General features: G+C 61.5%; 23 protein-coding genes. 9 read left to right on the top strand and 14 right to left on the bottom strand.

Going from position 1 to position 23212, the window contains the following annotated elements:
* The first annotated feature begins 43 nt into the window (after positions 1-43).
* From FXO12_RS17270 to FXO12_RS17255, 4 genes are all read left to right on the top strand, one after another.
* Positions 44-1054 carry a sulfate ABC transporter substrate-binding protein gene (locus FXO12_RS17270; RefSeq protein ID WP_003187562.1) on the top strand — a complete coding sequence of 337 codons (1011 nt, stop codon included), beginning with the start codon at positions 44-46 and terminating at the stop codon, positions 1052-1054.
* A 194-nt stretch (positions 1055-1248) separates the two neighbouring features.
* Positions 1249-2067, top strand: a complete 819-nt coding sequence (gene cysT, locus FXO12_RS17265) for a sulfate ABC transporter permease subunit CysT (protein WP_057978440.1) — start codon at positions 1249-1251, stop codon at positions 2065-2067.
* 13 nt (positions 2068-2080) lie between these two features.
* Entirely contained in the window at positions 2081-2953 is an 873-nt protein-coding gene (gene cysW, locus FXO12_RS17260; RefSeq protein WP_057978442.1) for a sulfate ABC transporter permease subunit CysW, read from the top strand.
* Between the two features lie 3 nt (positions 2954-2956).
* Entirely contained in the window at positions 2957-3925 is a 969-nt protein-coding gene (locus tag FXO12_RS17255) for a sulfate/molybdate ABC transporter ATP-binding protein (protein ID WP_034125451.1), read from the top strand.
* A 56-nt stretch (positions 3926-3981) separates the two neighbouring features.
* Here the strand turns inward: FXO12_RS17255 and FXO12_RS17250 are convergent, their stop codons facing one another.
* Positions 3982-4551: a DUF962 domain-containing protein gene (locus FXO12_RS17250; protein ID WP_057978444.1), complete on the bottom strand. Its 570-nt coding sequence runs from the start codon at positions 4549-4551 to the stop codon at positions 3982-3984.
* Between the two features lie 83 nt (positions 4552-4634).
* Between FXO12_RS17250 and FXO12_RS17245 the strand changes: the two genes are divergently transcribed.
* Positions 4635-5321: a Crp/Fnr family transcriptional regulator gene (locus tag FXO12_RS17245; RefSeq protein ID WP_057978446.1), complete on the top strand. Its 687-nt coding sequence runs from the start codon at positions 4635-4637 to the stop codon at positions 5319-5321.
* Here the strand turns inward: FXO12_RS17245 and uraH are convergent.
* The 5 genes from uraH to FXO12_RS17225 form a co-directional block, all read right to left on the bottom strand.
* Complete coding sequence (gene uraH / locus FXO12_RS17240) at positions 5316-5726, bottom strand: hydroxyisourate hydrolase (RefSeq protein ID WP_057978448.1); 411 nt, start codon at positions 5724-5726, stop codon at positions 5316-5318. The two genes, FXO12_RS17245 and uraH, sit on opposite strands and share 6 nt — an antisense overlap.
* 27 nt (positions 5727-5753) lie before the next feature.
* The gene (locus tag FXO12_RS17235; protein WP_034125453.1) at positions 5754-6227 is read right to left on the bottom strand and encodes a heme-binding protein; all 474 of its coding nucleotides are present in this window, start codon (positions 6225-6227) and stop codon (positions 5754-5756) included.
* A 212-nt stretch (positions 6228-6439) separates the two neighbouring features.
* Entirely contained in the window at positions 6440-7270 is an 831-nt protein-coding gene (locus FXO12_RS17230; RefSeq protein ID WP_232458742.1) for an IS3 family transposase, read from the bottom strand.
* Positions 7271-7278: 8 nt separating this feature from the next.
* Complete coding sequence (locus tag FXO12_RS29050) at positions 7279-7587, bottom strand: transposase (protein ID WP_057978987.1); 309 nt, start codon at positions 7585-7587, stop codon at positions 7279-7281.
* An 89-nt stretch (positions 7588-7676) separates the two neighbouring features.
* Entirely contained in the window at positions 7677-8681 is a 1005-nt protein-coding gene (locus tag FXO12_RS17225) for an AraC family transcriptional regulator (protein WP_034125454.1), read from the bottom strand.
* 101 nt (positions 8682-8782) lie between these two features.
* On the opposite strand from FXO12_RS17225, the gene FXO12_RS17220 reads away from it, so the two are divergent.
* A complete protein-coding gene (locus FXO12_RS17220; RefSeq protein ID WP_057975338.1) occupies positions 8783-9853 on the top strand; it encodes a fatty acid desaturase in 1071 nt (356 codons plus the stop codon).
* Here FXO12_RS17220 and FXO12_RS17215 read toward each other — a convergent pair.
* Together FXO12_RS17215 and FXO12_RS17210 are read right to left on the bottom strand one after the other, a co-directional pair.
* The gene (locus tag FXO12_RS17215; protein WP_057975339.1) at positions 9840-10655 is read right to left on the bottom strand and encodes an ABC transporter ATP-binding protein; all 816 of its coding nucleotides are present in this window, start codon (positions 10653-10655) and stop codon (positions 9840-9842) included. The genes FXO12_RS17220 and FXO12_RS17215 overlap by 14 nt on opposite strands.
* Positions 10652-12250 (bottom strand): ABC transporter permease, encoded by a 1599-nt coding sequence (locus tag FXO12_RS17210; RefSeq protein WP_034125457.1) that lies wholly within the window; start codon positions 12248-12250, stop codon positions 10652-10654. The genes FXO12_RS17215 and FXO12_RS17210 overlap by 4 nt, the downstream gene beginning before the upstream one ends.
* A 279-nt stretch (positions 12251-12529) precedes the next feature.
* Between FXO12_RS17210 and FXO12_RS17205 the strand changes: the two genes are divergently transcribed.
* Positions 12530-13531 carry an ABC transporter substrate-binding protein gene (locus FXO12_RS17205; RefSeq protein ID WP_020302215.1) on the top strand — a complete coding sequence of 334 codons (1002 nt, stop codon included), beginning with the start codon at positions 12530-12532 and terminating at the stop codon, positions 13529-13531.
* 103 nt (positions 13532-13634) lie between these two features.
* Here FXO12_RS17205 and FXO12_RS17200 read toward each other — a convergent pair whose 3' ends face one another.
* Entirely contained in the window at positions 13635-14555 is a 921-nt protein-coding gene (locus FXO12_RS17200; protein ID WP_054896683.1) for a LysR family transcriptional regulator, read from the bottom strand.
* Positions 14556-14739: 184 nt separating this feature from the next.
* Here FXO12_RS17200 and FXO12_RS17195 point away from each other — a divergent pair, with 184 nt between their 5' ends.
* Complete coding sequence (locus FXO12_RS17195) at positions 14740-15645, top strand: TauD/TfdA family dioxygenase (protein ID WP_057975340.1); 906 nt, start codon at positions 14740-14742, stop codon at positions 15643-15645.
* A 59-nt stretch (positions 15646-15704) separates the two neighbouring features.
* On the opposite strand, the gene FXO12_RS17190 is transcribed toward FXO12_RS17195, so the two are convergent.
* The 3 genes from FXO12_RS17190 to FXO12_RS17180 all read right to left on the bottom strand — a co-directional run bounded on the left by FXO12_RS17190 (position 15705) and on the right by FXO12_RS17180 (position 19069).
* Positions 15705-17312, bottom strand: coding sequence for an alkaline phosphatase family protein (locus tag FXO12_RS17190; RefSeq protein WP_057975341.1), 1608 nt, complete (start codon positions 17310-17312; stop codon positions 15705-15707).
* Positions 17313-17554: 242 nt separating this feature from the next.
* Entirely contained in the window at positions 17555-18016 is a 462-nt protein-coding gene (locus FXO12_RS17185; protein ID WP_054896680.1) for an HIT family protein, read from the bottom strand.
* Between the two features lie 108 nt (positions 18017-18124).
* Positions 18125-19069 carry a LysR family transcriptional regulator gene (locus tag FXO12_RS17180; protein ID WP_057975342.1) on the bottom strand — a complete coding sequence of 315 codons (945 nt, stop codon included), beginning with the start codon at positions 19067-19069 and terminating at the stop codon, positions 18125-18127.
* A gap of 155 nt (positions 19070-19224) precedes the next feature.
* On the opposite strand from FXO12_RS17180, the gene FXO12_RS17175 reads away from it, so the two are divergent.
* A complete protein-coding gene (locus FXO12_RS17175; protein WP_054920328.1) occupies positions 19225-21540 on the top strand; it encodes a TonB-dependent receptor in 2316 nt (771 codons plus the stop codon).
* Here the strand turns inward: FXO12_RS17175 and FXO12_RS17170 are convergent.
* Positions 21511-22698 (bottom strand): CynX/NimT family MFS transporter, encoded by a 1188-nt coding sequence (locus tag FXO12_RS17170; RefSeq protein WP_057975343.1) that lies wholly within the window; start codon positions 22696-22698, stop codon positions 21511-21513. The two genes, FXO12_RS17175 and FXO12_RS17170, sit on opposite strands and share 30 nt — an antisense overlap.
* On the bottom strand, positions 22685-23146 hold the full coding sequence (locus tag FXO12_RS17165; protein WP_057975344.1) for a nucleoside deaminase: 462 nt from the start codon (positions 23144-23146) through the stop codon (positions 22685-22687). Before FXO12_RS17165 ends, FXO12_RS17170 begins: the two co-directional genes overlap by 14 nt.
* Between the last annotated feature and the right edge of the window lie 66 nt (positions 23147-23212).

Below are 23212 nucleotides of genomic sequence, written 5' to 3'. Positions count from 1 at the left end.
CAATTACAAGAAAAGCCAACACTCAAGAATTTCAGGAGCTTCTATGTCGTCGATTCGCCGTTATGCCTTGGCCGCATTGGCCAGTGCCGTGTTTGCCGGTTCCGCCGTTGCCAAGGACTACGAGTTGCTCAACGTCTCGTACGACCCCACCCGTGAGCTGTACCAGGATTACAACGCTGAATTCACCAGCTTCTGGAAACAGTCCCACCCCGGCGACAACGTCAAGATCCAGCAGTCCCACGGTGGCTCGGGCAAGCAAGGCCGGGCGGTGATCGATGGGCTGCGCGCCGACGTCGTCACCCTGGCCCTGGCCGGTGACATCGACGAAATCGCCAAGCTGGGCAAGACCCTGCCGGAGAACTGGCAGACCCGCCTGCCGGACGCCAGCACGCCCTACACCTCCACCATTGTGTTCCTGGTGCGCAAGGGCAATCCCAAGGGCATCAAGGACTGGGGCGACCTGATCAAGAAAGACGTTTCAGTGATCACGCCCAACCCGAAAACCTCCGGCGGTGCACGCTGGAACTTCCTCGCCGCCTGGGCCTACGGCCTCAAGGCAGGCGGCAGCGAAGCCAAGGCCCAGGAATACGTCAAAGAGCTGTTCAAGCACGTGCCGATACTGGACACCGGCGCACGCGGTTCTACCATTACCTTCGTCAACAACGGCCAGGGTGACGTGCTGCTGGCGTGGGAAAACGAGGCGTTCCTGGCCTTGAAGGAAGACGGCGGCGCCGACAAGTTCGACATCGTCGTGCCGTCCCTGTCGATCCTGGCGGAACCGCCGGTGGCCGTGGTCGACAAGAACGCCGAGAAAAAGGGCAACACCGAGATCGCCACGGCGTACCTCAACCACCTGTACAGCCCGGCGGGCCAGGAGATTGCGGCGAAGAACTTCTACCGTCCACGGGATGAAAAAGTCGCCGCCAAATACGCCCAGCAGTTCCCGAAACTGGACCTGGTGACTATCGACAAAGACTTCGGCGGCTGGAAAACTGCCCAACCGAAATTCTTCAATGATGGTGGTGTGTTCGACCAGATCTACACGGCGCAATAATCAACACCGACTATTGCGCGGGGCTTGTTGTGGCGAGGGAGCTTGCTCCCGCTGGAGTGCGAAGCACTCCCAAAACCGGTACTCACGGTACATCGTGGTTGCCTGGTTCTGGGGCCGCTTCGCAGCCCAGCGGGAGCAAGCTCCCTCGCCACAGTGGGCCGTACGCATATCCGTTCCGCTAACCAAGGACTCTTATGTCGCGTCGTATCTCCCCCGTCATACCCGGCTTCGGGCTGACGCTGGGCTACACCGTCGTGTACCTCAGCCTGATCGTGCTCATCCCGCTGGCGGCGATGTTTGTACACGCCGCTCAACTCACCTGGGATCAGTTCTGGAACATCATTTCCGCACCTCGTGTACTGGCGGCCTTGAAGCTGAGCTTCAGCACCGCGCTGTACGCCGCACTCATCAACGGTGTGATTGGCACTTTGCTGGCCTGGGTGCTGGTGCGCTACACCTTCCCCGGGCGCAAGGTCATCGACGCGATGATCGACCTGCCGTTCGCCCTGCCCACCGCCGTCGCCGGTATCGCGCTGACGGCGCTGTACGCGCCCAACGGCCTGGTCGGCCAGTTTGCCACCGACCTGGGCTTCAAGATCGCCTACACCCCCCTGGGTATCACCCTGGCGCTGACCTTCGTCACGTTGCCCTTCGTGGTGCGCACGGTGCAGCCGGTACTGGCCGATATCCCCCGGGAAATCGAAGAGGCCGCGGCCTGCCTCGGCGCCAAGCCGTTGCAAGTGTTCCGCTACATCCTAGTGCCGGCATTGCTGCCCGCCTGGCTGACCGGCTTCGCCCTGGCCTTTGCCCGAGGCATGGGTGAGTACGGTTCGGTGATCTTCATCGCCGGCAATATGCCGATGAAAACCGAAATCCTGCCATTGCTGATCATGGTCAAGCTCGACCAATACGACTACCGCGGCGCCACCTCCATTGGTGTGCTGATGCTGGTGGTGTCCTTCGTCTTGCTGCTGCTGATCAACCTGTTGCAGCGGCGCATCGAACGTCCATAAGGAGGCGCGGAACATGTCCCAATCGTCTATTTCTGCCGCGTCCTCGGCCAACGCCGCCCGCCGTGGCAGCGCGACCTCGCGACGTATCCTGATCGGCCTTGGCTGGCTGGTATTCGCGCTGTTCCTGCTGCTGCCGTTGCTGGTGGTGGTGTCCCAGGGCTTGAAAAACGGCCTCGGCACGTTCTTCAGCGCAATCCTTGAACCCGACGCGCTGTCGGCGCTGAAACTCACGGTGGTCGCCGTGCTGATTTCGGTGCCGCTCAACCTGGTGTTCGGCGTCAGTGCTGCCTGGTGCGTGAGCAAGTACTCGTTCCGTGGCAAGAGCATCCTGGTCACGCTGATCGACCTGCCGTTCTCGGTGTCGCCGGTGATCGCAGGCCTGGTATATGTGTTGATGTTCGGCGCCCAGGGCTTCTTCGGGCCGTGGCTGCAAGACCACGACATCCAGATCGTGTTCGCCCTGCCGGGCATCGTGCTGGCGACCATCTTCGTCACCGTGCCGTTCGTGGCCCGTGAGCTGATCCCGCTGATGCAGGAGCAGGGCACCCAGGAAGAAGAAGCCGCACGCCTGCTGGGCGCCAATGGCTGGCAGATGTTCTGGCATGTCACCGTGCCGAACATCAAGTGGGGCCTGATCTACGGCGTGGTGCTGTGTACGGCGCGAGCCATGGGTGAGTTCGGCGCAGTGTCGGTGGTGTCCGGCCACATTCGCGGCGTCACCAACACGCTGCCGCTGCATGTCGAGATTCTCTACAACGAATACAACCACGTTGCCGCGTTTGCGGTGGCCAGCCTGTTGCTGATCCTGGCGCTCTTCATCCTGCTGCTCAAGCAGTGGAGCGAGAACCGAATCAACCGCCTGCGCAACAGCGCGGGTGAGGAATAAGTCATGTCGATCGAAGTCCGTAATGTCAGCAAGAACTTCAACGCCTTCAAGGCCCTGGACAGCATCAACCTGGATATCCAGAGTGGCGAGCTGGTGGCGTTGCTGGGCCCGTCCGGCTGCGGCAAGACCACGCTGCTGCGCATCATCGCCGGCCTGGAAACCCCGGATACCGGCAGTATTGTGTTCCACGGCGAAGACGTCTCCGGCCACGATGTGCGTGATCGCAACGTGGGCTTTGTATTCCAGCACTACGCGCTGTTCCGCCACATGACCGTGTTCGACAACGTCGCTTTCGGCCTGCGCATGAAGCCGAAAAACCAACGCCCCACCGAAAGCCAGATTGCCAGCAAGGTTCACGAGCTGCTGAACATGGTGCAGCTTGATTGGTTGTCGGACCGTTACCCGGAACAACTCTCCGGTGGCCAGCGCCAGCGTATCGCCCTGGCCCGCGCCCTGGCGGTGGAGCCCAAGGTGTTGCTGCTCGACGAACCCTTCGGCGCCCTTGATGCCAAGGTGCGTAAAGAACTGCGCCGCTGGCTGGCGCGCCTGCACGAAGACATCAACCTGACCTCGGTCTTCGTGACCCACGACCAGGAGGAGGCCATGGAAGTCGCCGACCGTATCGTGGTGATGAACAAGGGCGTGATCGAGCAGATCGGTTCACCGGGCGACGTCTACGAAAACCCGGCCAGCGATTTTGTGTACCACTTCCTGGGTGACTCCAACCGCCTGCATTTGGGCGAAGACAAGCACCTGCTGTTCCGCCCCCACGAAGTGTCGTTGTCACGCCATGAACTGGAAGATCACCATGCGGCGCAAGTGCGGGATATTCGGCCGTTGGGCGCGACCACTCGCGTGACCTTGAAGGTTGAAGGCCAGAGTGAATTGATCGAGGCCGAAGTGGTGAAAGACCATGACAGCCTCACCGGCCTGGCGCGGGGCGAGACCCTGTTCTTCAAACCCAAAACCTGAGCCTCACGTGATCGTTCCCACGCTCTGCGTGGGAACGCCTCTGGTGACGCTCTGCGTCACGCTTTTGGACGCGGAGCGTCCTGGCCTGCATTCCCACGCAGAGCATGGGACCGATCAAGACCGCGCCGCGCCACCGGCCCAGAGCGCGCTTCAATCTGGCGCTTGAGGTCCTGCCGCAACCCCAGCAAAAACGCCAACTCCGCCACCACAAACAACGGCCCCACGATCAGCCCAGACACATCGTCCACAAACGCAGGCTTCCTGCCTTCGTAGTAATGCCCGATGAACTGAATCACCCAGCCCACCACAAACATCCCCACGCCGCTGCTCAGCCACACCGCCGTGCTTTGCGCCGCCAGCACATGCCCGGCCCACACCGACAAGCCCATTAGTACCGTCATCAGCACCCCCAGGGCCAGTTCCAGGCGCAGATAAAACCACGCCGAAAACAGCGCCAACAGCACCGCAGGTGATAGCCACAGCCCGCCCACCGACCATTCGGGGCGCGACAGCAGCACGGCCACCGCCACCACAATCAACGGAATACCGATGAAGTGGCTGGCGATGTTGCGTGGGTCGCGGTGGTACGCGGCGTATTGACTGAGGTGGTCGACGAGGCTTTTCATTGTTGTTCCTCCTGTAGGATGTTTGATCATGCCCTGTCAGTCGGTGCCTAACTGTCAACTGGGCGACAATCTTCGGAGTTCGCATGGACACAGGGACATGGCACGCGCAATTGGCTCGCGGTCATTGGTTCAGCCATTTGCCGCCTGACTTGCAGCGTAGCCTGCTGGAGGCGGCGCGGTTGCGTGTGCTGATGGCGGGGCAGTACCTGTTCAAGCGCGGTGACCCGCCGTGCGGCGTGTATGCGGTGCTGGAAGGCACGGTGCGCATCAGTGCGGTCAGTGCCCAAGGCAAGGAAGCGGTATTGAGCCTGGTGGAAACGCCCTACTGGTTCGGCGAGATCTGCCTGTTCGACAACTTGCCGCGCACCCACGATGCCTTGGCCACGGGTGCTTGCAGGCTGCTGCAGGTGCCGCAGGCGGCGATGCTCGGCATTCTCGAACGGCATCCGCTGTTCTGGCGGGAGATGGCGCTGTTGATGAGCCATAAACTGCGGCTGTCGTTGATCAATATCGAACAGATAAGCCTGATGCCCGCCTCAGAGCGGCTGGCCCATCGGTTGTTGATGATTGCCCAAGGCTACGGCGAAGTGGATCAGGCGCGCCGCGTGCTGCAACTGCCCCAGGAGGATCTGGCGGCGATGCTGGGCCTGTCGCGCCAGACCATCAACAGTCTGCTCAAGGCGCTGGAGCAACAGGGCATTATCGGCTTGAGTTACGGTGCCATCGAGATACGCGACCTCAATGGGCTGCGGCTGGCCGCGGGCCTATGAACCGCGATAGGTAGAGAAGCCGTAAGGGCTGAGCAACAGCGGGATGTGGTAGTGCTGGTCGGCCTGCTTGACCTGGAATATCACCGGTACCTCAGGGAAAAACGTCTCGCGGTTAGCCTTCTTGTAGTAATCGCCGGTCTTGAACACCACGCGGTACTCGCCCGGCTGCATGCTGCGGTTGGCCGGGAACAGCTCGGCGATGCGGCCTTGCTGGTTGGTCACACCTTCAGACAGCGACTGCCACTTATCGCCCACATGCTGTTCAAGGGTGACATTGACCCCGGCGCTTGGCAGGCCGTTTTCCAGGTTGAGTACGTGCACGCTCAGGGGGTTGCCGTCGGCCAGGGCCAGGTTGCACAGGCCGCTCAGGCTCAGTACGGCGAGGGTCATGCTCAAGGTTTTCATCGCGAAGTCCTTTTGAGGGAAGTGGAATCAAGGGGTGATTTTCAGGCCCAGTTGCTCGGCGGCCTGTACGGCGCAGGCTTCATCCTGCGCGGCGCCACCGGCACCGGCGATGCCTAGGGCACCGACCAGTTCGGCGTCGGCAAACAGCGGCACGCCACCGCCGAGCAACAGCAGCTCGGGCAAGCTGTTGAGGTTGGCGGCTTCGGGGTTATTACGCGCCCGTTCGGCAAACAGCCGGGTCGGGGTTTTTGTCGACAGCGCCGTGTACGCCTTGCGTTGGCTGGCGAGGCTGTTGTGTGGGCCGACACCGTCAGCGCGCAGGCCCAGCAACAGGTTGCCACCGCGGTCGAGTACGGTCAGCGCAGCGGTGCAGTGGGCCAGGCTGGCGTCGGCCAGTTGGCGAGCGGTGTGCAGATCCAGCTCGGCATGGCGTGGTAATTGTGGCGCCGCCTGGGCGACGGTGGCCACGGCGAGGCTCAGGAACAAGGCAGTGCGGTACATAGTGAGGGCTCCAGAAAGCAGGCCGTCACGGTAACCAGCGGACGCGGACAAAAGCCGCACAATTGGATGACAGGTTTGTAATCAAACTCAGGGATTTGTGGTGGTTGTACTGGCCTCATCGCAGGCAAGCCAGCTCCCACATGATGTGAACCCATTCTCCTGTGGGAGCTGGTTTGAACTGGTCAAGTAATCCCGGACACCGATTACGGTGTTTATGCCGCTTTTTGCTCCATGGCTATTGGCGACAGGTAGTTGTTGTAGCTGTGGAGCCTGATTCGATTGTATCGCATGAAGAAGCTGGTCATATCCTGCCTGGCTTCTTCAACTGTCGTATAACCCTTGGTGGGCACCCACTCTGACTTGAGCGTCCCGAAGAAACGCTCTGTTGGCGCGTTGTCCCAGCACTGCCCCCTGCGGCTCATGCTTTGCGTTATCCCATGTTCCAGCAGCTCAGACTGAAAGCGCTGGCTGGTGTATTGGCAGCCTTGATCCGAATGAAAGATCAAGCCTGCATGTTTGCCTCGAACCTCCACCGCCATTCTCAGCGCCTTGCTAACCAGGTCGGCGTCATTGATCAGGGAAAACGCCCAGCCAATGATTCGGCGGGCGAACAGATCAATGACCGCTGCCAAGTGATACCAGCGTTTACCAACCATCAGGCTGGTAACGTCGCCGCACCAGACCTGATTAATTGCGGCTGGCTCGAAGTTACGCTCGAGCAAGTTCTTGGCCACAAATGCTTCGACTCCTCTAGAGCGATACTGATGGCGGCGGCGCTGCCTGCTGGCCAGATTTGCCTCCGCCATGAGTTTTCCGGCCAGATGCCGTCCCACCTTGATCTGCTGGGCCTTCAAGTGCTGAGAGATCATCCGCGCGCCTGAACTTCCCCGGCTTTCGTCATGCAGTTGCACGACTTTTGCTCTGAGTGCGTCACGCTTGGTATTCGGCGCTGAGCGACGCTTAAGCCAGTCATAAAACGCGCTACGGGAAACGCCCAGCGCACTGCAAAGCAGGCAGGTCGGATATGAACTCGACTCTCTCAGTTCCTCGATCAGGAAAAACGATCGGGATCCGACATCAAGAGAGCCGTAGCCTTTTTTAAGATTTCAGCCTCGGTCTCCAGACGCTTGATCTTGGCTCGCAGCTGCTGCAGCTCTCGCTGTTCTTCGCTGATTGCCTTGGTACCAACCACTGGCTGCCCTTTCAGGCGTTCTTTACGAACCTGATCAACCCAGCGGCGCAGAGCCGTAGGGCCAACTTCCATCGATGCACATACGTCGGGAACTGAGCAATTATCATCAAGAACCATGCTTGCAGCACGTTGCTTGAACTCGCGGGTGTAGGTCTTTCGCTCTTGCATGGAAACCTCCTGATTGGGCGAATCATATCGCCCTTAAGAGGTGTCCGGGAGCATTAGGCCAGTTCAGTTTGCCTGCGATGAGGCCCTTCCTACTGCAACCCGTCGCGAAACTGCCCCGGCGTCATCCCCGTCCAGCGCTTGAACGCACGATTGAAACTGCTGGTATCGGCAAACCCCAGCAAATGGCTGATCTCGGCCAATGAGCACTGCGGGTCGCGCAGGTGCAATAACGCCAGGTTTTGCCGGCACTCATTGAGCAATGCGTCAAACCGACACCCTTCATCGGCCAGATGCCGCTGCAAGCTGCGCAGGCTCAAATGCAGCGCTTGAGCAATGTGTTCGGCGCTTGGCTCGCCGTCTGGCAATTGCGCCTCGATGGCGGCGCGCACCTTGCGTTCCCAGGTCAGCGGTTGCAGTTGGGCGAGGGTGCGCTTGAGCACGGTTTCGTTGTGTTCGGCCAGCTCCGGGTTGGCGTCGTCCAGATGGCTGTCGAAGTCGCTGGCGGCGAATTCCAGGCGGTCTTCGTCGGCGGCAAACCGTACCGGCGCGCGAAATACCCTGTGCCACGGCTCGGGGTCGGCGGGTTCCGGGCGCCGCAGGTAAACGGCCAACGGCGCATAGTCGCGACCCAGGCGGTTGCGACACGTGCGCACGTAGATCGCCGCAAAGGCATCAATCGCTTCCGGCGCGGGCGCAGGGCTGCCTGGGGGTTGGAGCAGGCGAAAACGGTAGACGTCGCCGTGGCGGCTCAGCTCCAGGTCCAAGGCATCACTGACCACCTGGTGATAGCGCACGATGCGCTCGAACACCTCGCGCAAGCTGCCGCTGGCCACCAATGCGTAACCCAGCGCATGAAAGGTGGTGGGGCTGACAAACCGCGACACCCGCAGCCCAATCGCCGGGTCGCCACTGGCCTGTACCGCCAGCGCCCATAGGCGCGTGGTGGCCGACAACCGGTAGCGGGCGTTGGGGTCGTCCATCTGCTGCGGGTCGAGCCCGGCTTCGGCGCACAGCGCGGCGCTGTCGAGGCCCAGGGCGTCGAGCTGCTTGCGCAGGGCACGGGTCCAGCTAGCGAGGGAAGTGGGTTCGGTCATGGCAATTGGCGCTTGTGGTCAACAGATTGGCGTGCGCGGCTAGCGTCCTGCGCTAGGGTTGGGTGCAGGATGCAGGCATCACTTCACAAGAGAATGGAAGCATGGACGGTACTTCTGCAAGCCCCCAGCCGTTGAACGCACAACAGCGTTCGGCGCATATCCGCGAGGTGGTGATGGCCGAAGGCGTGCGCTTGCGCCAGCGGCACCCCTGGTTGTTGCATCAGGACGCGCTGGGCGCAGGCATCCTGGCCTTTGCCCTGCTGGGCATGTTCGGCTCGGCAGCGCTCTATATCAGCGGTCATATGGCCTGGTGGGTGTGTCTGCTGCTCAATGCCTTCCTCGCCTCGCTCACTCATGAGTTGGAACACGACCTGATCCACAGCATGTACTTTCGCAAGCAACGCGTGCCCCACAACCTGATGATGGGCCTGGTATGGCTGGCGCGGCCAAGCACCATCAACCCATGGATACGCCGGCGCCTGCACCTCAACCATCACAAGGTCTCGGGCACCGAAGCCGACATGGAAGAGCGCGCGATCACCAATGGCGAACCCTGGGGCATCGCACGGTTGCTGATGGTGGGGGACAACATGATGTCGGCCTTGATCCGCCTGTTGCGCGCCAAGACCTGGCCGCACAGGTTCAGCATCCTCAAGCGCGTGCTGCTGGTGTACGCACCGCTGGCCTTGCTGCATTGGGGCGCGTGGTACGTCTTCCTGGGCTTTCATGCCGCCAATGGGATTGCCAGTTTGATGGGCGCGCCCATTCAGTGGTCAGCCAGTACCTTGCAGGTGATGCAGGTGATCGATATCGCTGCGGTGGTGATCATCGGCCCGAACGTGTTGCGCACCTTCTGCCTGCACTTTGTCAGCTCCAACATGCACTACTACGGCGATGTGGAACTGGGCAATGTGATGCAGCAAACCCAAGTGCTGAACCCTTGGTGGCTGTGGCCGTTGCAGGCGTTCTGCTTCAACTTCGGCAGCACCCACGGCATCCATCACTTTGTGGTGAAAGAACCGTTCTACATCCGCCAGATGACCGCCAAGGTGGCGCACAAGGTCATGGCCGAGATGGGGGTGCGCTTCAATGATTTGGGCACGTTTGCGCGAGCCAATCGCCTGGAGCCCCAGGAACACCCGCGCACTGAGCTCTCTTTCAGCAAGCAATGAACGCCAATGGCAGGTCGCGGATCTGTTCGCGCACCGGCGGTTGGTAATGGTCGTCGCTGGTTAATTCGTGCAACAGCTCTTCGCGTAGCTGGTGGAATTCAAAACTGCTGCGCTGGCGCGGATGAGGCAGGGCGATCTCGACGACCTGCTTGATTCGCCCCGGACGCGGCTCCATCACCACCACGCGATCGGCGAGGAAAATCGCCTCTTCCACATCGTGGGTCACCAGTACCGTGGTGATCCTGGCGCGGGCACGAATCGCCAGCAGTTCGTCCTGCATCTGCTGGCGCGTCAGTGCATCCAGGGCGCCGAAGGGTTCGTCCAGCAACAGGATGCGCGGGCTGGCCACCAGGCCGCGGGCAATCGCCACCCGTTGCGCCATGCCGCCGGAGAGTTGGTGGGGGTAGGCGCGAGTGAAATCGGTGAGGCCCACCAGTTCGATAAAGTCGCTGATGCGCCGGTTGCGCTCGGCCTCGTTCAGGGGCTCGTTGACCAGGCCCAGGCCGATGTTTTGCGCCACGGTCAGCCACGGGAACAGGCGGTGCTCCTGGAACACAATGCCGCGTTCGCCGCCGATCCCGCTGACGGCTTTGCCATCGACCTGGATCTCGCCGCGAAACTGCGTATCCAAGCCCACCAGCAAGCGCAGCAGTGTGGATTTCCCGCAACCGCTGGAGCCGACAATCGCAACAAATTCCCCTTCGGCCACCTCCAGGTTGAATTCACGGATGGCTTCCAGTTCGAAGCCATCGACGTCGAAGGACTTACCCACGTGGTTGAAGCTGACAATCGGTGCGTTCATGCGTGTCTCCAGCGGGTGGCACGGGTTTCGATGCGTTGGCCGATCAGGTTCAGAGCGGCGCCGGTGAGGCCGACCAGCAGCATGCCGCTCATGATCAAATCCATGCGCAGCAACTGTTGGGCGCCGATCATCAGACTGCCGATGCCGCCATCTGAGGGCATGAAATATTCGGCGCCGAGGGTGCCCATCCAGGCGTAGATCAGGCTCAGGCGCAGGCCGGCGAAAATCCCCGACGCGGCGCCCGGCAGTACCAGGCGGCGCAAGCGTTGCCAGAGGTTCAGGCGCAGCACCTGCGCGGCTTCGCGCAGCTGGGGCGACAAGTTGAGCACGCTGCGCTGGGTGGCAATAAACAACGGGAAGAAAGCGGCGAGGGCGATAAACACCCACTTGGCCAGTTCACCCAGGCCGAACCAGGCGGTGAGCAGCGGCACCCAGGCGAAAATCGCGATCTGGCGCAGCGCGGACAAAGTGGGGCCAAGTAGCCGCTCACTGCGCCGCGACAGCCCCAGCCACAGGCCCATGGCAAAGCCCAGGCTACCGCCCAGCAGCAACCCGCCCAGGGCCCGGCCAAGGCTTTTGCCCAGCGCCGTAGTCAGGCTGCCATCCAGCACGCCCGCCACGCTGGTTTGCAGCACCGCCCAGGGGCTGACCAGAATGTTTGGATCGACCCAATCCTGCTGAGTCGCTACTTGCCATAACGCCAATAGCAGCAGCGGCAACAGCCAGGGTTGCAAGCGCTGCCAGCCTTCGTAGCGTGGCCCGCGTCGAATCTGCGCAGTGGCCGGATGGGGCCAGTGCACCCACTTGCGGTCCAGCCAGCCGATGCCGCGGTCCATCACCACACCCAGCACGCCAATGACCACGATGCACACGAAGACGATATCGAGCATGAACAACTGGCGCGCCCACACCATCAGGTAACCGATGCCTTCGCTGGAGGCCAGCAGCTCCACGGCCAGCAGGGAGGTCCAGCCCGCCGCCAGGGCCAGGCGTACACCGGCCATGAACGCAGGCAGTGCGGCGGGCAGGACCAGACGGCGGATCAGCAAGTGGCCAGGCAGGCGCAGTACACGGGCGGCTTCGCGCAGGTTGGGCTGGGCGTCGCGAACGCCTACCAGGGTATGCAGGGTCACGGGCACCACGATGGCCTTGACCAGCACCACCAGCTTGAGGGTTTCGCCAATCCCGAAAAACACCATGAACAGCGGGATCCAGGCGAGGGTCGGCACTTGCGCCAGCGCGCTGAACGTCGGGAACACCAAGCGCTCGGCGCGCGCACTGAAACCCAGGAACGCGCCCAGTATCGCGCCGGCACTGACACCGGCCAGCAGGCCCCAGAACAAGCGCTGCAAGCTGATGGCCAGATGGCTCCATAACTCGCCGCCGGCCAATTCCACCGCGCTGCTCCACACCAGGGCGGGAGTGGGCAGAATCTGCTCGCTCATCCAATGATTGCGGCTGGCCAGCCACCATAAAGCAAACAGCGTGAGCGGCAGCAGCCACGGCAATAAACGCTGGCCCAACTGCGGCCAGCGCGGCGCGATGCCTTTGGGCGGGGCCGCCAGCGGCAGGCTCAGAAGTGAAATCCGGGCCATGGAAGACCTCCGAATGCGTTATGTGATTTCGATCTTACAAAAGCGTGATCAAGATGATTGTGAGATAAGAAAAGTCATTTAAAGCCTCACGCCGCCACGCATCCAATGCATTCGAAGAATATTTTCGATGCTGTTTATGCATATGCCTCTGGAGGCTGCGGGTTAGCTTGCATATTTCTAAAAGCTATTAAATTGTGAATTTATAGTATTTAAAGTTTTGTTCAGTCTGTGCCTACTTTTTGCTCACCAGGCGACCGTCGCCCACCAGGAGCTGCGCTTATGAAACTGCCCTTTAAACGTCTGATCAGCCTGTTCGCCGGCACCGCCCTGGCCGGGTTGGTGCATGCCGCCGACCTCAAGGAAATCCGCATCGCGGTGCCCGACCTCAGTGCCGGCAGCCAGCACAGCGGTGGTGGCATCACCGACGTGTTGCGTGAACAGCAGATCTTTGAAAAAGCCTTTGCCGACCAAGGCATCAAAATCCAATGGAATTACTTCAAGGGCGCCGGCCCGGTGATCAATGAAGCGTTCGCCAACGGCCAGGTGGACCTGGCCTATCTGGGCGACCTGGCAGCGATCATCGGCCGCTCCAATGGCCTTGACACGCGGCTGCTCAGCGCCTCTGCACGGGGAGTGAAACACTACCTCGGCGTGGTGCCGGGCTCCGGCATCAAGACCCTGCAAGACCTCAAGGGCAAGCGCGTGGCGGTGTTCCGTGGCACGGCCAGCCAGTTGTCGTTCGACAGCGCATTGGCCAGCCAGGGCTTGAGCGAGAAGGACCTTAAGGTGATCAACCTGGACTTCAACGCGGCCGCTGCCGCCCTGGCGGCCAAGCAGATTGACGCCACCTGGGGCGGGTCCACCCTGACGGCGTTGCAGGCCAAAGGTTTGGCAGAAATACCGCTGACCACCAAGGACCTGGGCGATGCCGGCAGCATCCAGGCCGTGCTGGTGGGCAGCTCCAAATTCGTCGATGAACACCCAGACGCCGTGGCCACGTTGCTCAAGGCCCAGCAGCAAGCGGTGCAGTGGTTGACCGATGACAACAACAAACAGGCGTACATAGCGCTGGTATCAGGGCTGGCCAGTTACCCGCCGGTGATCCTCACCAATGATTTGAAAGACCAGAAACTCAGCGAAGTTTTCCCCTCGACCCTAGACCCGGTGTTCCTGGGCAAATTGCAGGATGCGGTGGACCTGGCGTCCAGGGAGAAGTTGATTCGCAAGTCGTTTCAGGTGAGCGATTGGGTGGCGCCTGGGCTGGTGGCGGCGGGGCTCTGAGCTTGTCGGTGCCTGGGCTATCGCCATCGCAGGCAAGCCAGCTCCCACACTTGAACGTATTCACCGCTCAATGTGGGAGCTGGCTTGCCTGCGATGAGGCCCTTCAAACCGCCACACTGACCTGCTGACTATCCACCTCCACCAACATCTCGATCATCGCCTTCGCCGCCGGCGACAACCGCGACCCCGTGCGGCTGACGATCCCGCAGCGTGCGCTCAGGGTATCCATGTGCTGCGGCAAGTTGCGCCAGTGCAGCAGCACCAGCGCCCCCCTGGCAATGTCCTCGGCAAAGGCTTCTTCAGTGCCGACGCCGATGGCATTGGTTTGCAGCACGATGCTCACCAGTGCCGGGAAGTGCTCGGTCTGGATGCTCGGTGAAAAATCCATGCGCCCACTCAGGTTCGCCAGCAGTTTGCGAATGCCTTGGGAGATCAGCGGCGCCGCCAGCGGGTAATCGAACATATCGTTGGTGGACAGGCTGTCCTTGGCCAGCAAAGGATGCCCAGGGCGGCAGAAAAACACCCCGCGTTTGGGGGTGAGTGCGCGGGTCTGGAAATTCGGGTCGGCTTCGAACTGGCGGATGTCGGCGATAAAGAATTCGATCTCTTCACGGCTCAGGCGGCGGCTGAGGGTTTCCCAGTTATCCACCTGAAACGTGGTGCGGATTTTCGGGTGGGCGTTGATAAACCGCGCCACCGCATCCGGCACCAGTTTCACGGCTGGCGCCGGGCCGCAGCCGAAGCGCAGGTCGCCGGCGTCGAGCTTGGTCATGCGCGTCACTTCACTGCTCAGCAGCGCTGCGCCATGCACCAGGCTCAGGGCGTGCTGCAACACCACCTGGCCTTCCGGCGTGGGGCGCAAGTCCTTGTGACCGCGGTCTACCAACACGCAACCAAACTCCTGTTCCAGCCCCTGGATGCTGCGGCTGAACGCTGGTTGGGTGATGCCCATGGCGTCCGCGGCGCGCACGAAACTGCGGTGTTCGTTGAGGGCGATGAAGTAGCGCAGTTGGCGAAGATCCATATGCTTTCCCGGCATTTTAAAAATAGGTCGAAGGCATTTGCGACCGAGCAAGCTCAGGTTTTAAATGCAAGCTCTTATTCCGTCAACGAAGCATTCATTCATTTGCTAGATCTAAATTGCATATGGATAGAGCGTTGCTGGAAGCGTCCCCCCACCGTTTCGCAGGCACATGAGGGTCATCACAATGAGCAACGCCGCATTAGCCGTTCAACCCATCGCCCAACCACTTGATATTCACCCGGTAGCCGGGCGGATCGGCGCCGAAATCCGTGGCATCAAATTGTCCGGTGAGCTGGATGTCGCCACCGTCGAGGCCATCCAGCAGGCGCTGGTGCAGTACAAGGTGATTTTCTTTCGCGAGCAGACCCACCTCGATGACCAGAGCCAGGAAGCCTTTGCTCACCTGCTCGGCGAGCCGATTGCCCACCCGACGGTGCCGGTGCGGGACGGCACGCGGTTCTTGATGGAGTTGGATGGCACCCGTGGCCAGCGCGCCAATTCCTGGCACACCGACGTGACCTTTGTGGATGCCTACCCTAAGGCCTCGATCCTGCGTTCGGTGCTGGCGCCTGCTTCCGGCGGCGATACCGTATGGGCCAACACAGCCGCTGCCTACAACGACCTCAGCGTGGAACTGCGCGCACTGGCTGATCACCTGTGGGCGGTGCACAGCAACGAATACGACTACGCCGCACGCAAGCCGGATGTGGCGGTGGAGAAGCTGGAGGAATACCGCAAAGTATTCACTTCCACGGTGTATGAAACCGAACACCCGGTGGTGCGCGTGCACCCGGTCAGCGGTGAGAAAACCCTGCTGTTGGGGCACTTCGTCAAACGCCTGAAAGGCTACTCCCAGGCAGAGTCGGCGCAGTTGTTCAACCTGCTGCAAGGCCACGTCACCCGCCTGGAAAACACCGTGCGCTGGCGCTGGAACACCGGTGACGTGGCGATCTGGGATAACCGCGCCACCCAGCATTACGCGGTGGACGACTACGGCACCCAGGAGCGCATCGTACGCCGGGTTACGCTCAAGGGGGATGTGCCGGTGGGGGTGCAGGGGCAATCAAGCAAAACCACTAAAGGTCTTTAAGCCGGGTGAGGATTAAAAGTGTGGGAGCGGGCTTGCTCCCACATTTGGATTTGTGGTGTTTACCAGACTCCGATCTTCACCACTTTCTCTGCCTCTGGCTCACCATAACGAAACCATTGCCCGCGCACCTCAACCTCCGTGTGGCTGATGGTGGTGCGCCGCTTCAACCCGCGCAGCCAGTCGAACAGATAACCCAGGTGCGTCTCGCGTACCTCGGCATAGGCGGGATCGCTCCCCAGGTCGTGCAGTTCTTGCGGGTCGTTTTCCAGGTCGAACAGTTGCGGGCGAAAGCCGTCGTAGGCCAGGTACTTCCAGCGCTCGCTGCGCACCATGGTCATGCGGCAACGGTCGATGGGTTGCTCCAGGCGCTCACGAGCGGGAGCCTGGAAGGCGTAGTCGTATTCGGCAATGGCATAGCGGCGCCAGGTGGGTTGCGCGCCCTGCAGCAATGGAATCAATGAGCGGCCTTCCAGGCGATGGTCGGCGGCGGGCAAGCCCAAGGCGTCGAGGAAGGTGGGCAGGGCGTCGATGGTTTCCACCAGGCGCTCGTCTACGGTGCCGCGGCTGACATCGGCGCCGGCACGCGGGTCGCGCACGATCAACGGAATGCCCACCGCAGGCTCCAGCAAAAACTCTTTTTCGCCAAGGAAGTGATCGCCGAGGAAGTCGCCGTGGTCGCTGGTGAACACGATCAGCGTGTCATCCCAACGGCCAGTGCTTTGCAGAAAATCAAACAGCCGCCCGAGTTGATCGTCAATCTGTTTGATCAGGCCCATGTAGGTCGGAATCACCGTGAGGCGCACCTCGTCACGGGAGAAATTCTGGCTCTCCTGGTGTTGGCGAAATGCCTGGTACACCGGGTGATCGCTGGTGTGTTCAGGTTGAATCGGCGCCTGCACATGCTCGGTTCCGTACAGCGCGTGATACGGCGCCGGCGCGATGTAGGGCCAGTGCGGCTTGATATACGACAGGTGCAGGCACCAGGGCTGTTCACCTTGTTCGTCGATAAAATCGATGGCGCGGTCGGTGGTGTAGACGGTCTCCGAATGTTCTTCGGCCACCCGTGCGGGTTTGCCGGCGTTGCGCATATGCCAGCCGCTAAGCACTTCGCCGTTCTCACCTTCGGCGGCGTTGGCCCATTCGTGCCAAGGGTTGCTGCCGTGGTAGCCGTGATCACGCAAGTATTGGGTGTAGGGCGCGGATTCGCGCTTATCCTCGAACAGCGGGCTGTCGGGATAGATGCCGTCGTGACGAAGATACGCATCGAAACCGACCTCATTGAGTGGCTCGGCCTGGGCACTGTCGGGGTCTATCTGCAGGCGCTGCAAGGCCTCAAGGTTCGGCGTGGCGTGGGTCTTGCCCACCAGGGCGGTGCGGATGCCGTGGGGGCGCAGGTAGTCGCCGATCGTCAGCTCCTCGAGCGGCAGCGGCACTGCGTTCCACGCCACCTGATGGCTGCTGACATAGCGCCCGGTGTAGGCCGACATGCGCGACGGGCCGCAGATGGTGCCCTGTGTATAGGCCCGACTGAAGCGCACGCCAGCGTCGGCCAGGCGGTCGATATTCGGCGTGTGCAAATGGGCATGGCCGTAGCAGGACAGGTAGTCGCGGCGCAGTTGGTCGCACATGATGTAGAGCACGTTGCGCACGGGTTTGGGGTCAGACATAGGAATTTACCGAACGGAGGACAGGTGGGTTTTTTCGCCGTTCGAGGGGCGCTCTGGCAAGTGCATTTGGGGACTGGGTTCTATGCATTGAGTGCATGGGTGTGGCTGCTGGCGTCATCGCAGGCTAGCCAGCTCCCACAGTTGAAATGCATTTCCCTGTGGGAGCTGGCTTGCCTGCGATGACGGCCTGACAGCAGATACATATCTACCTGCCACCCCGCGATCAAATGGTGGGAGCAGGCTTACCCGGCGAAGGACCTGATGTGAGCGGCCAGTCCTGCCAGCGCTTTATCATCTGCCCTGGAAGCGTCATGGGAGGAGACATAGCCTTCATAACGCTCAAAGTATTTGTCCTGGGTCGAACTGATTTTTTTGAAGGCGCTATCTTCCCCGGTCCCATGCATCGGGAATAATTTGGCGTGCAGATGATCGACGCCATAACCCTCCAGAATCATGCCCGTTCTAGCCACACCTTTTAGCGCTTTGTCCAAAAGCTTCGCCGTCTTCTTGGCTGCGATGATCAAGTCACACAGCACGGTGTCCGGTTCGGCAAACGCATAGCTGCCGTGATGGGTTTTGGGGATAACCACACTGAACCCCGGCGTATTGGGAAATATGGAGAGAAAGGCCATGTGGGTCTGGTCTTCCCACAGGAGGTGGGAGGGTGCAGTACCGCGGGCAATGCTGCAAAAGATACAGTCCATCAAATGCGCTTCCTCGTGCGGGTCAAAAGGTTATAGACCCTCTTGTAGGTGATCTTTGTTATCTAATGATGACTTCACTGACGTTGCGGGCCGCTGTTCACCGCTTGGTCAGACCGCAATATTTTCCAACGCATAAGCATCCTCGTCTCTCTCATCAATCTCCTTGATCTGCTCAATCATCGCCTGCGCCAGCGGCGACAACCGATACCCTGCACGGCTGACGATCCCGTAGCGGGTGTAGCGCTCCTCCAGGTTTTCGTCCAATCCCTCAATCTGCAAACACACCAGTTCACCGCGGGCCATGTGCAGCACGTCACTGTTGGCGCTGACGATGCCGATGGCGTCCGAGCGCAGCACCACGCCCATCAGGCTATAGCCGTTTTCGCATTCCACATTGGGCTGGTAATCCGGCCGGCCGCTGAGGTCGACGATGACTTTGCGCAGGTTCGGCGGGCGGATGGTCACTGCCAGTGGGTAGCTCATCAGTTCGGCGGCGCTGACGCTGTTACGCGCGGCCAGGGGGTGCCCGGCGCGGCAGCAGAAGTGCCAACGGCGCGGGCGCAGGCGGTGGGTGTGGTAGTCGGGGTTGGCTTCGAAGTGGCGGGTGTCGGCGACGAAGAATTCGAACTCTTCGCTGAGCAGGCGCTTGCCCAGGCTTTGCCAGTCATCCACCTGGAACTGCACGCGGGCCTTGGGGTAGCGCCCGATAAAACTGCCAATGGCACGCGGGACTAACCCACCGGCCGGCGCGGGGCCGCAACCGAAGCGCAGTTCACCGGCTTCCAGGCCATTGAACTGGCTGATTTCGTTGGCCAGTTGTTGTGCGCCACTGACCAGGCGCCGTGCATGTTCGAGCAGCACCAGGCCTTGTTTGGTGGGGGCCAGGTCTTTGCGTCCACGGTCCACCAGTTGGCAACCGGCACTGTGTTCCAGGGCCTGGATGCTACGGCTGAACGCCGACTGCGACAGGTTCACCGCTGCGGCTGCCGCGACGAAACTGCGCTGTTCGGCGAGGGCGATGAAGTGGCGAAGCTGGCGCAAGTCGATATGCATTTTTCACATCAAAAATATCCGGGAAATGCATTGGCTATGCATTACGTCGACTCCTTATAAAGGCTATCTCTTATGCAGTAAATGTTCGTAAAAACATAAATAAATAACCTTTAGGAATATGAGGCGACGAGTATTCCGGGGTTCTGGAGCCGCTTATGAGTTTGTTCAAGTCCTTGCCCCTGGCTGTTCTAGTGGCCGGTAGCAGCAGTTGGTCGCCGGCCCAGGCCGCTGAAACACCCGCGCCTGCCGGCAAGGGCGAAAGCGCCAGTGGCCAACTGGAAACTGTCACGGTCACTGCCCGGCGGCGTACCGAAAGTGCCCAGGCCGTGCCGACGCCCATGAGCGTGGTCGGCGGCCAGGCCCTGGAAACCCAGCGGGTGTACCGCATCCAGGATTTGCAGCAACTGGTGCCCAGCGTCAACGTCGCCTATATGCATGCGCGCCAGTCCAGCGTGTCGATCCGCGGCCTGGGCAACAACCCGGCCAGCGATGGCCTGGAAGGCAGCGTGGGGCTGTATATCGACAATGTCTACCTCGGGCGCCCGGGCATGGCGGTGTTCGACCTGATGGACATTGAGCAGCTTGAAGTTTTGCGCGGCCCCCAGGGCACGTTGTTCGGCAAGAACACCACTGCCGGGGTCATCAACATCAGCACCCGCGCACCGAGCTTTACCCCGGAGCGCAGCATCGAAACCTCCTTGGGCGAGGACGGTTATTTCCAGACCAAGGGCACGATTTCCGGCCCCCTGACCGATGACCTGGCAGGGCGTTTCTCGGCCTATCGCACCCGCAGCGACGGCGACATCAAGAATGAACACGATGGCCATGATCTGAACGGCGGTTCACGTCAGGGCTTTCGCGGGCAACTGCTGTACAAGCCCAACGAAGCGTTCAACCTGCGCTGGATCGGCGACTACAACGAAGAAGACTCCAGCGCCGGCACCCGCGTGCTGTACAGCACCGGGCCGACCATCAATGGCACCAACCTGTATCAATCCCGGGCCAACGCGGCAGGCGCCACCCTGGTGGACGGCACCCATCGCAAGGTCAACCTGGACAACGACCAGCACGTCACGGTGTTCCAGGGCGGTACCTCGCTGGAAGCCAATTGGACGCTGCCCAGCGACTTCACCCTGACCTCGGTGAGTGCTTACCGCTGGTGGAATTTCACCCCGCGCAACGATGATGGCCTCAACGTACCGGCGTCGTATAACGCTGGGGTTTCGGTGGAAGATAAGCAGTGGTCCCAGGAATTCCGCTTGGCGTCGCCCAGCGGTGGTTTCTTCGATTACGTGCTCGGCGCCTACTACTTCGGCTCCGACCTGGATAACAAATCCTTTGCCTACTACGGGCCCAAGGCCGATATCTGGAACGGCACGCCCGCCGGTGCGTTGAGCAATGTGAGCAGTGTGGGCAACGGGCATATCCGCACCGACAGTTTCGCGCTGTTCGCCCAAGGCACCTGGCACCTGACCGAGCGCCTGGATTTCACCGCCGGTGTACGCGGCACCTACGAAGAAAAAAGCGCCTGGGTCACGCGCAATGCGCCCTTCGGTGGCGCGGCGGTCAGCGGGGCCGCCGCCATGGCGCGGCGTGGGCGTACCGGGGCCTATGACTCGGGCGACCTGTCGCAATACAGCGCCACGCCGTCGGGGCTGCTTAATCTCAGTTATCACTTCAATGAAAACCTGCTGGGCTACGCGACACTGTCCCATGGCGAGAAGTCCGGCGGTGTGAACCTGGCGGTGGGGTCTGCGCCGACAGCCGGAGCCGACTCGTTGTTGATCGGCACCGAGCGCGCCAACAACGCCGAGCTGGGCTTCAAGAGCACGCTGTGGGACCGCCGCCTGCAACTCAATGCCAACCTGTTCTGGACCCAGGTCAACGGCTACCAGACCAACGCCTACGACCAGGACAACCGCGTGCAGTACCTGACCAACGCCGGCTCGGTGCGCTCGCGGGGCGTGGAAGTGGAAAGCACCCTGGTGCCGATCAAGGGCCTGACCCTGAACATCAACGGCTCCTTCAATGACGTGACGTACCTGTCTTACAAGGATGCGCCATGCCCGCCGGAAACCAGCCTGCGTCCCGGTGCGCCGGCGTCCTGCGACTTGAGCGGCCACCAGGTGGTGGGCGCGTCCAAGTGGATCGCCAACGCCAACGGCGAGTACAAGTGGAACCTGGCGAACGGCTTCGAACCCTACGTCACCGCCAGCTACGCGTTTCGTTCCAAGGCGGTGGGCACGGTGGAGGATTCCGACTACGGGCAGATCCCGGCGTATGCGGTGGTCAACCTGTCTACCGGTTTGCGCGGCGACTATGACCAGGGGCAGTGGGATGTGTCGCTGTGGCTGAAAAACGCTTTCGACAAAACCTACTACACCACCCTGTGGACCGGTGGTAACGGCGGTTACGAGGGCCTGCTGGGCACGCCGCGCACCCTAGGCGTGACTGGGCGCTACGACTTCTAGGTCGGTGCGATAGGTGGCCGGGCTGAACACCCGCGTCACCAGCAGCATCGCCACCACCGTCACCGTCAGCACCACCCATGCACTGACAAAGTTGCCGGTAAGCTCGCGCAGCCAGCCGGTCAGCCACGGCGAAATCGCATTGATCAAAAAGCCTACGCCTTGCACGAACGCCGCCAGTTGCCCCGCTTGGCGTGGGTCGCGATGGTGGTCGAGGGTCAGCAGCAGGCTCAGGGCAAAGCACGCCCCTAACCCGAGGCCGCACAAGGCCACCCACAGGTGGGGATATTCCTGCGGCGCAATGATCAGGCCGAGGTAGCCGATGGTTTGGGCCAGCAGGCTGATGCTGAGCAATGGGCGGCGGTCGATACCGCGTTGCGCCAGCACCGGCATCAGCAGGGCGGCCGCCACCTGAAAAATCGTCATGAATGCCAGCAACGACCCGCTGGGCAGCACGCCCCAGCCCAGTTGCTGATAGTAGGCCGGCAGCCACGCGACCATGCTCATGTAGCCGCAATTGACCAGGCCGAAATACAGCGCCAGCAGCCAGGCGCGGCGGTTGCGCAACCCTTTGAACGCAGGCGCCTGCAGTGGATTGCGCGCGGCGCCCAGCGGTAGCCAGGCCCACAGCAGCAATGCCCCCAGCGCCGGCAATAACCACACACCCAGGCCTGCCTGCCATTGCTGGAAATGCGTGGCTATCACCGGGCTGAGCAGCGCCGCCAGCCCACCGCCGGCCATCAGCGACGCCGAGTACACCCCCATCGCTACGGGCACACGGTGATGGAATTCACGCTTGATCATTGCCGGCACCAGCGCCTGGATCAGCGCAACACCCGCACCGCCAAGCAGCGCGGTAACCAGCAGTGCCGAGGCTTCGCCTATCAACCAGCGCGCCAGGCACGCCAGCAGAATCATCAACAAGCCCAGGGCGATGCCGCGACGCTCGCCCAAGCGAGCCTCCACGCGCACGCCCACCAGTGCCACCAACCCCATGCAGATCACCGGCAGGCTGGTGAGCAGGGCACTGCTCTGAAAGCTCAGGCCGGTGGCCTGGCGAATCTCGCCGAGCAGTGGGCTGATGGAACTGAGGATCGGGCGCAGATTCAGGCCGAGCACCACCAGCAGGCCCCAGCCGGCGAGGGATTTATTCAGGGTCATGCAGGGTTTTCCACTGGTGATACAGCGCAGTCATTGCGGCATCGGGCAGGTGCTGAATGGGCAGGCGTTGCGCGTCGATGGGCAAGCCAACCTGTTGGCTGATGGCTGCGGTCGACAGGCCGAACGGCTCGGCCATTTCGTTGCTGGCGGCAAACACTACGCGCTCGACGCCGCACAGGTACATGGCGCTCAGGCACATCGGGCAAGGCTGGCCGCTGGCGTAGATCACGCACCCCTCCAGGCGTGCACCCAACTGCCGGCTCGCTGCGCGAATTGCCAGCAGCTCGGCGTGGGCGGTGGGGTCCTGGGTCAGGTGGATCTCATTCACGGCTTCCACCAACATCTCATCGTTGCGCGTCAGCACCGCACCGAAGGGGCGGCCACCTTGGGCGACGTTGGCGCGGGCCAACGCAATAGCGCGTTGCAGGTGTGGTTGATCGTTGGTCATACAAGGCCCCGGGGTGCGATGAAAGGTGAAGTATGGTCAGCCAGCAAGGTATGCTGAAATTAAATA

This window comes from Pseudomonas sp. J380 (assembly GCF_009827115.1).
GTDB lineage: Bacteria > Pseudomonadota > Gammaproteobacteria > Pseudomonadales > Pseudomonadaceae > Aquipseudomonas > Aquipseudomonas paracarnis.
This window is presented reverse-complemented; position numbering and strand designations above follow the sequence as displayed.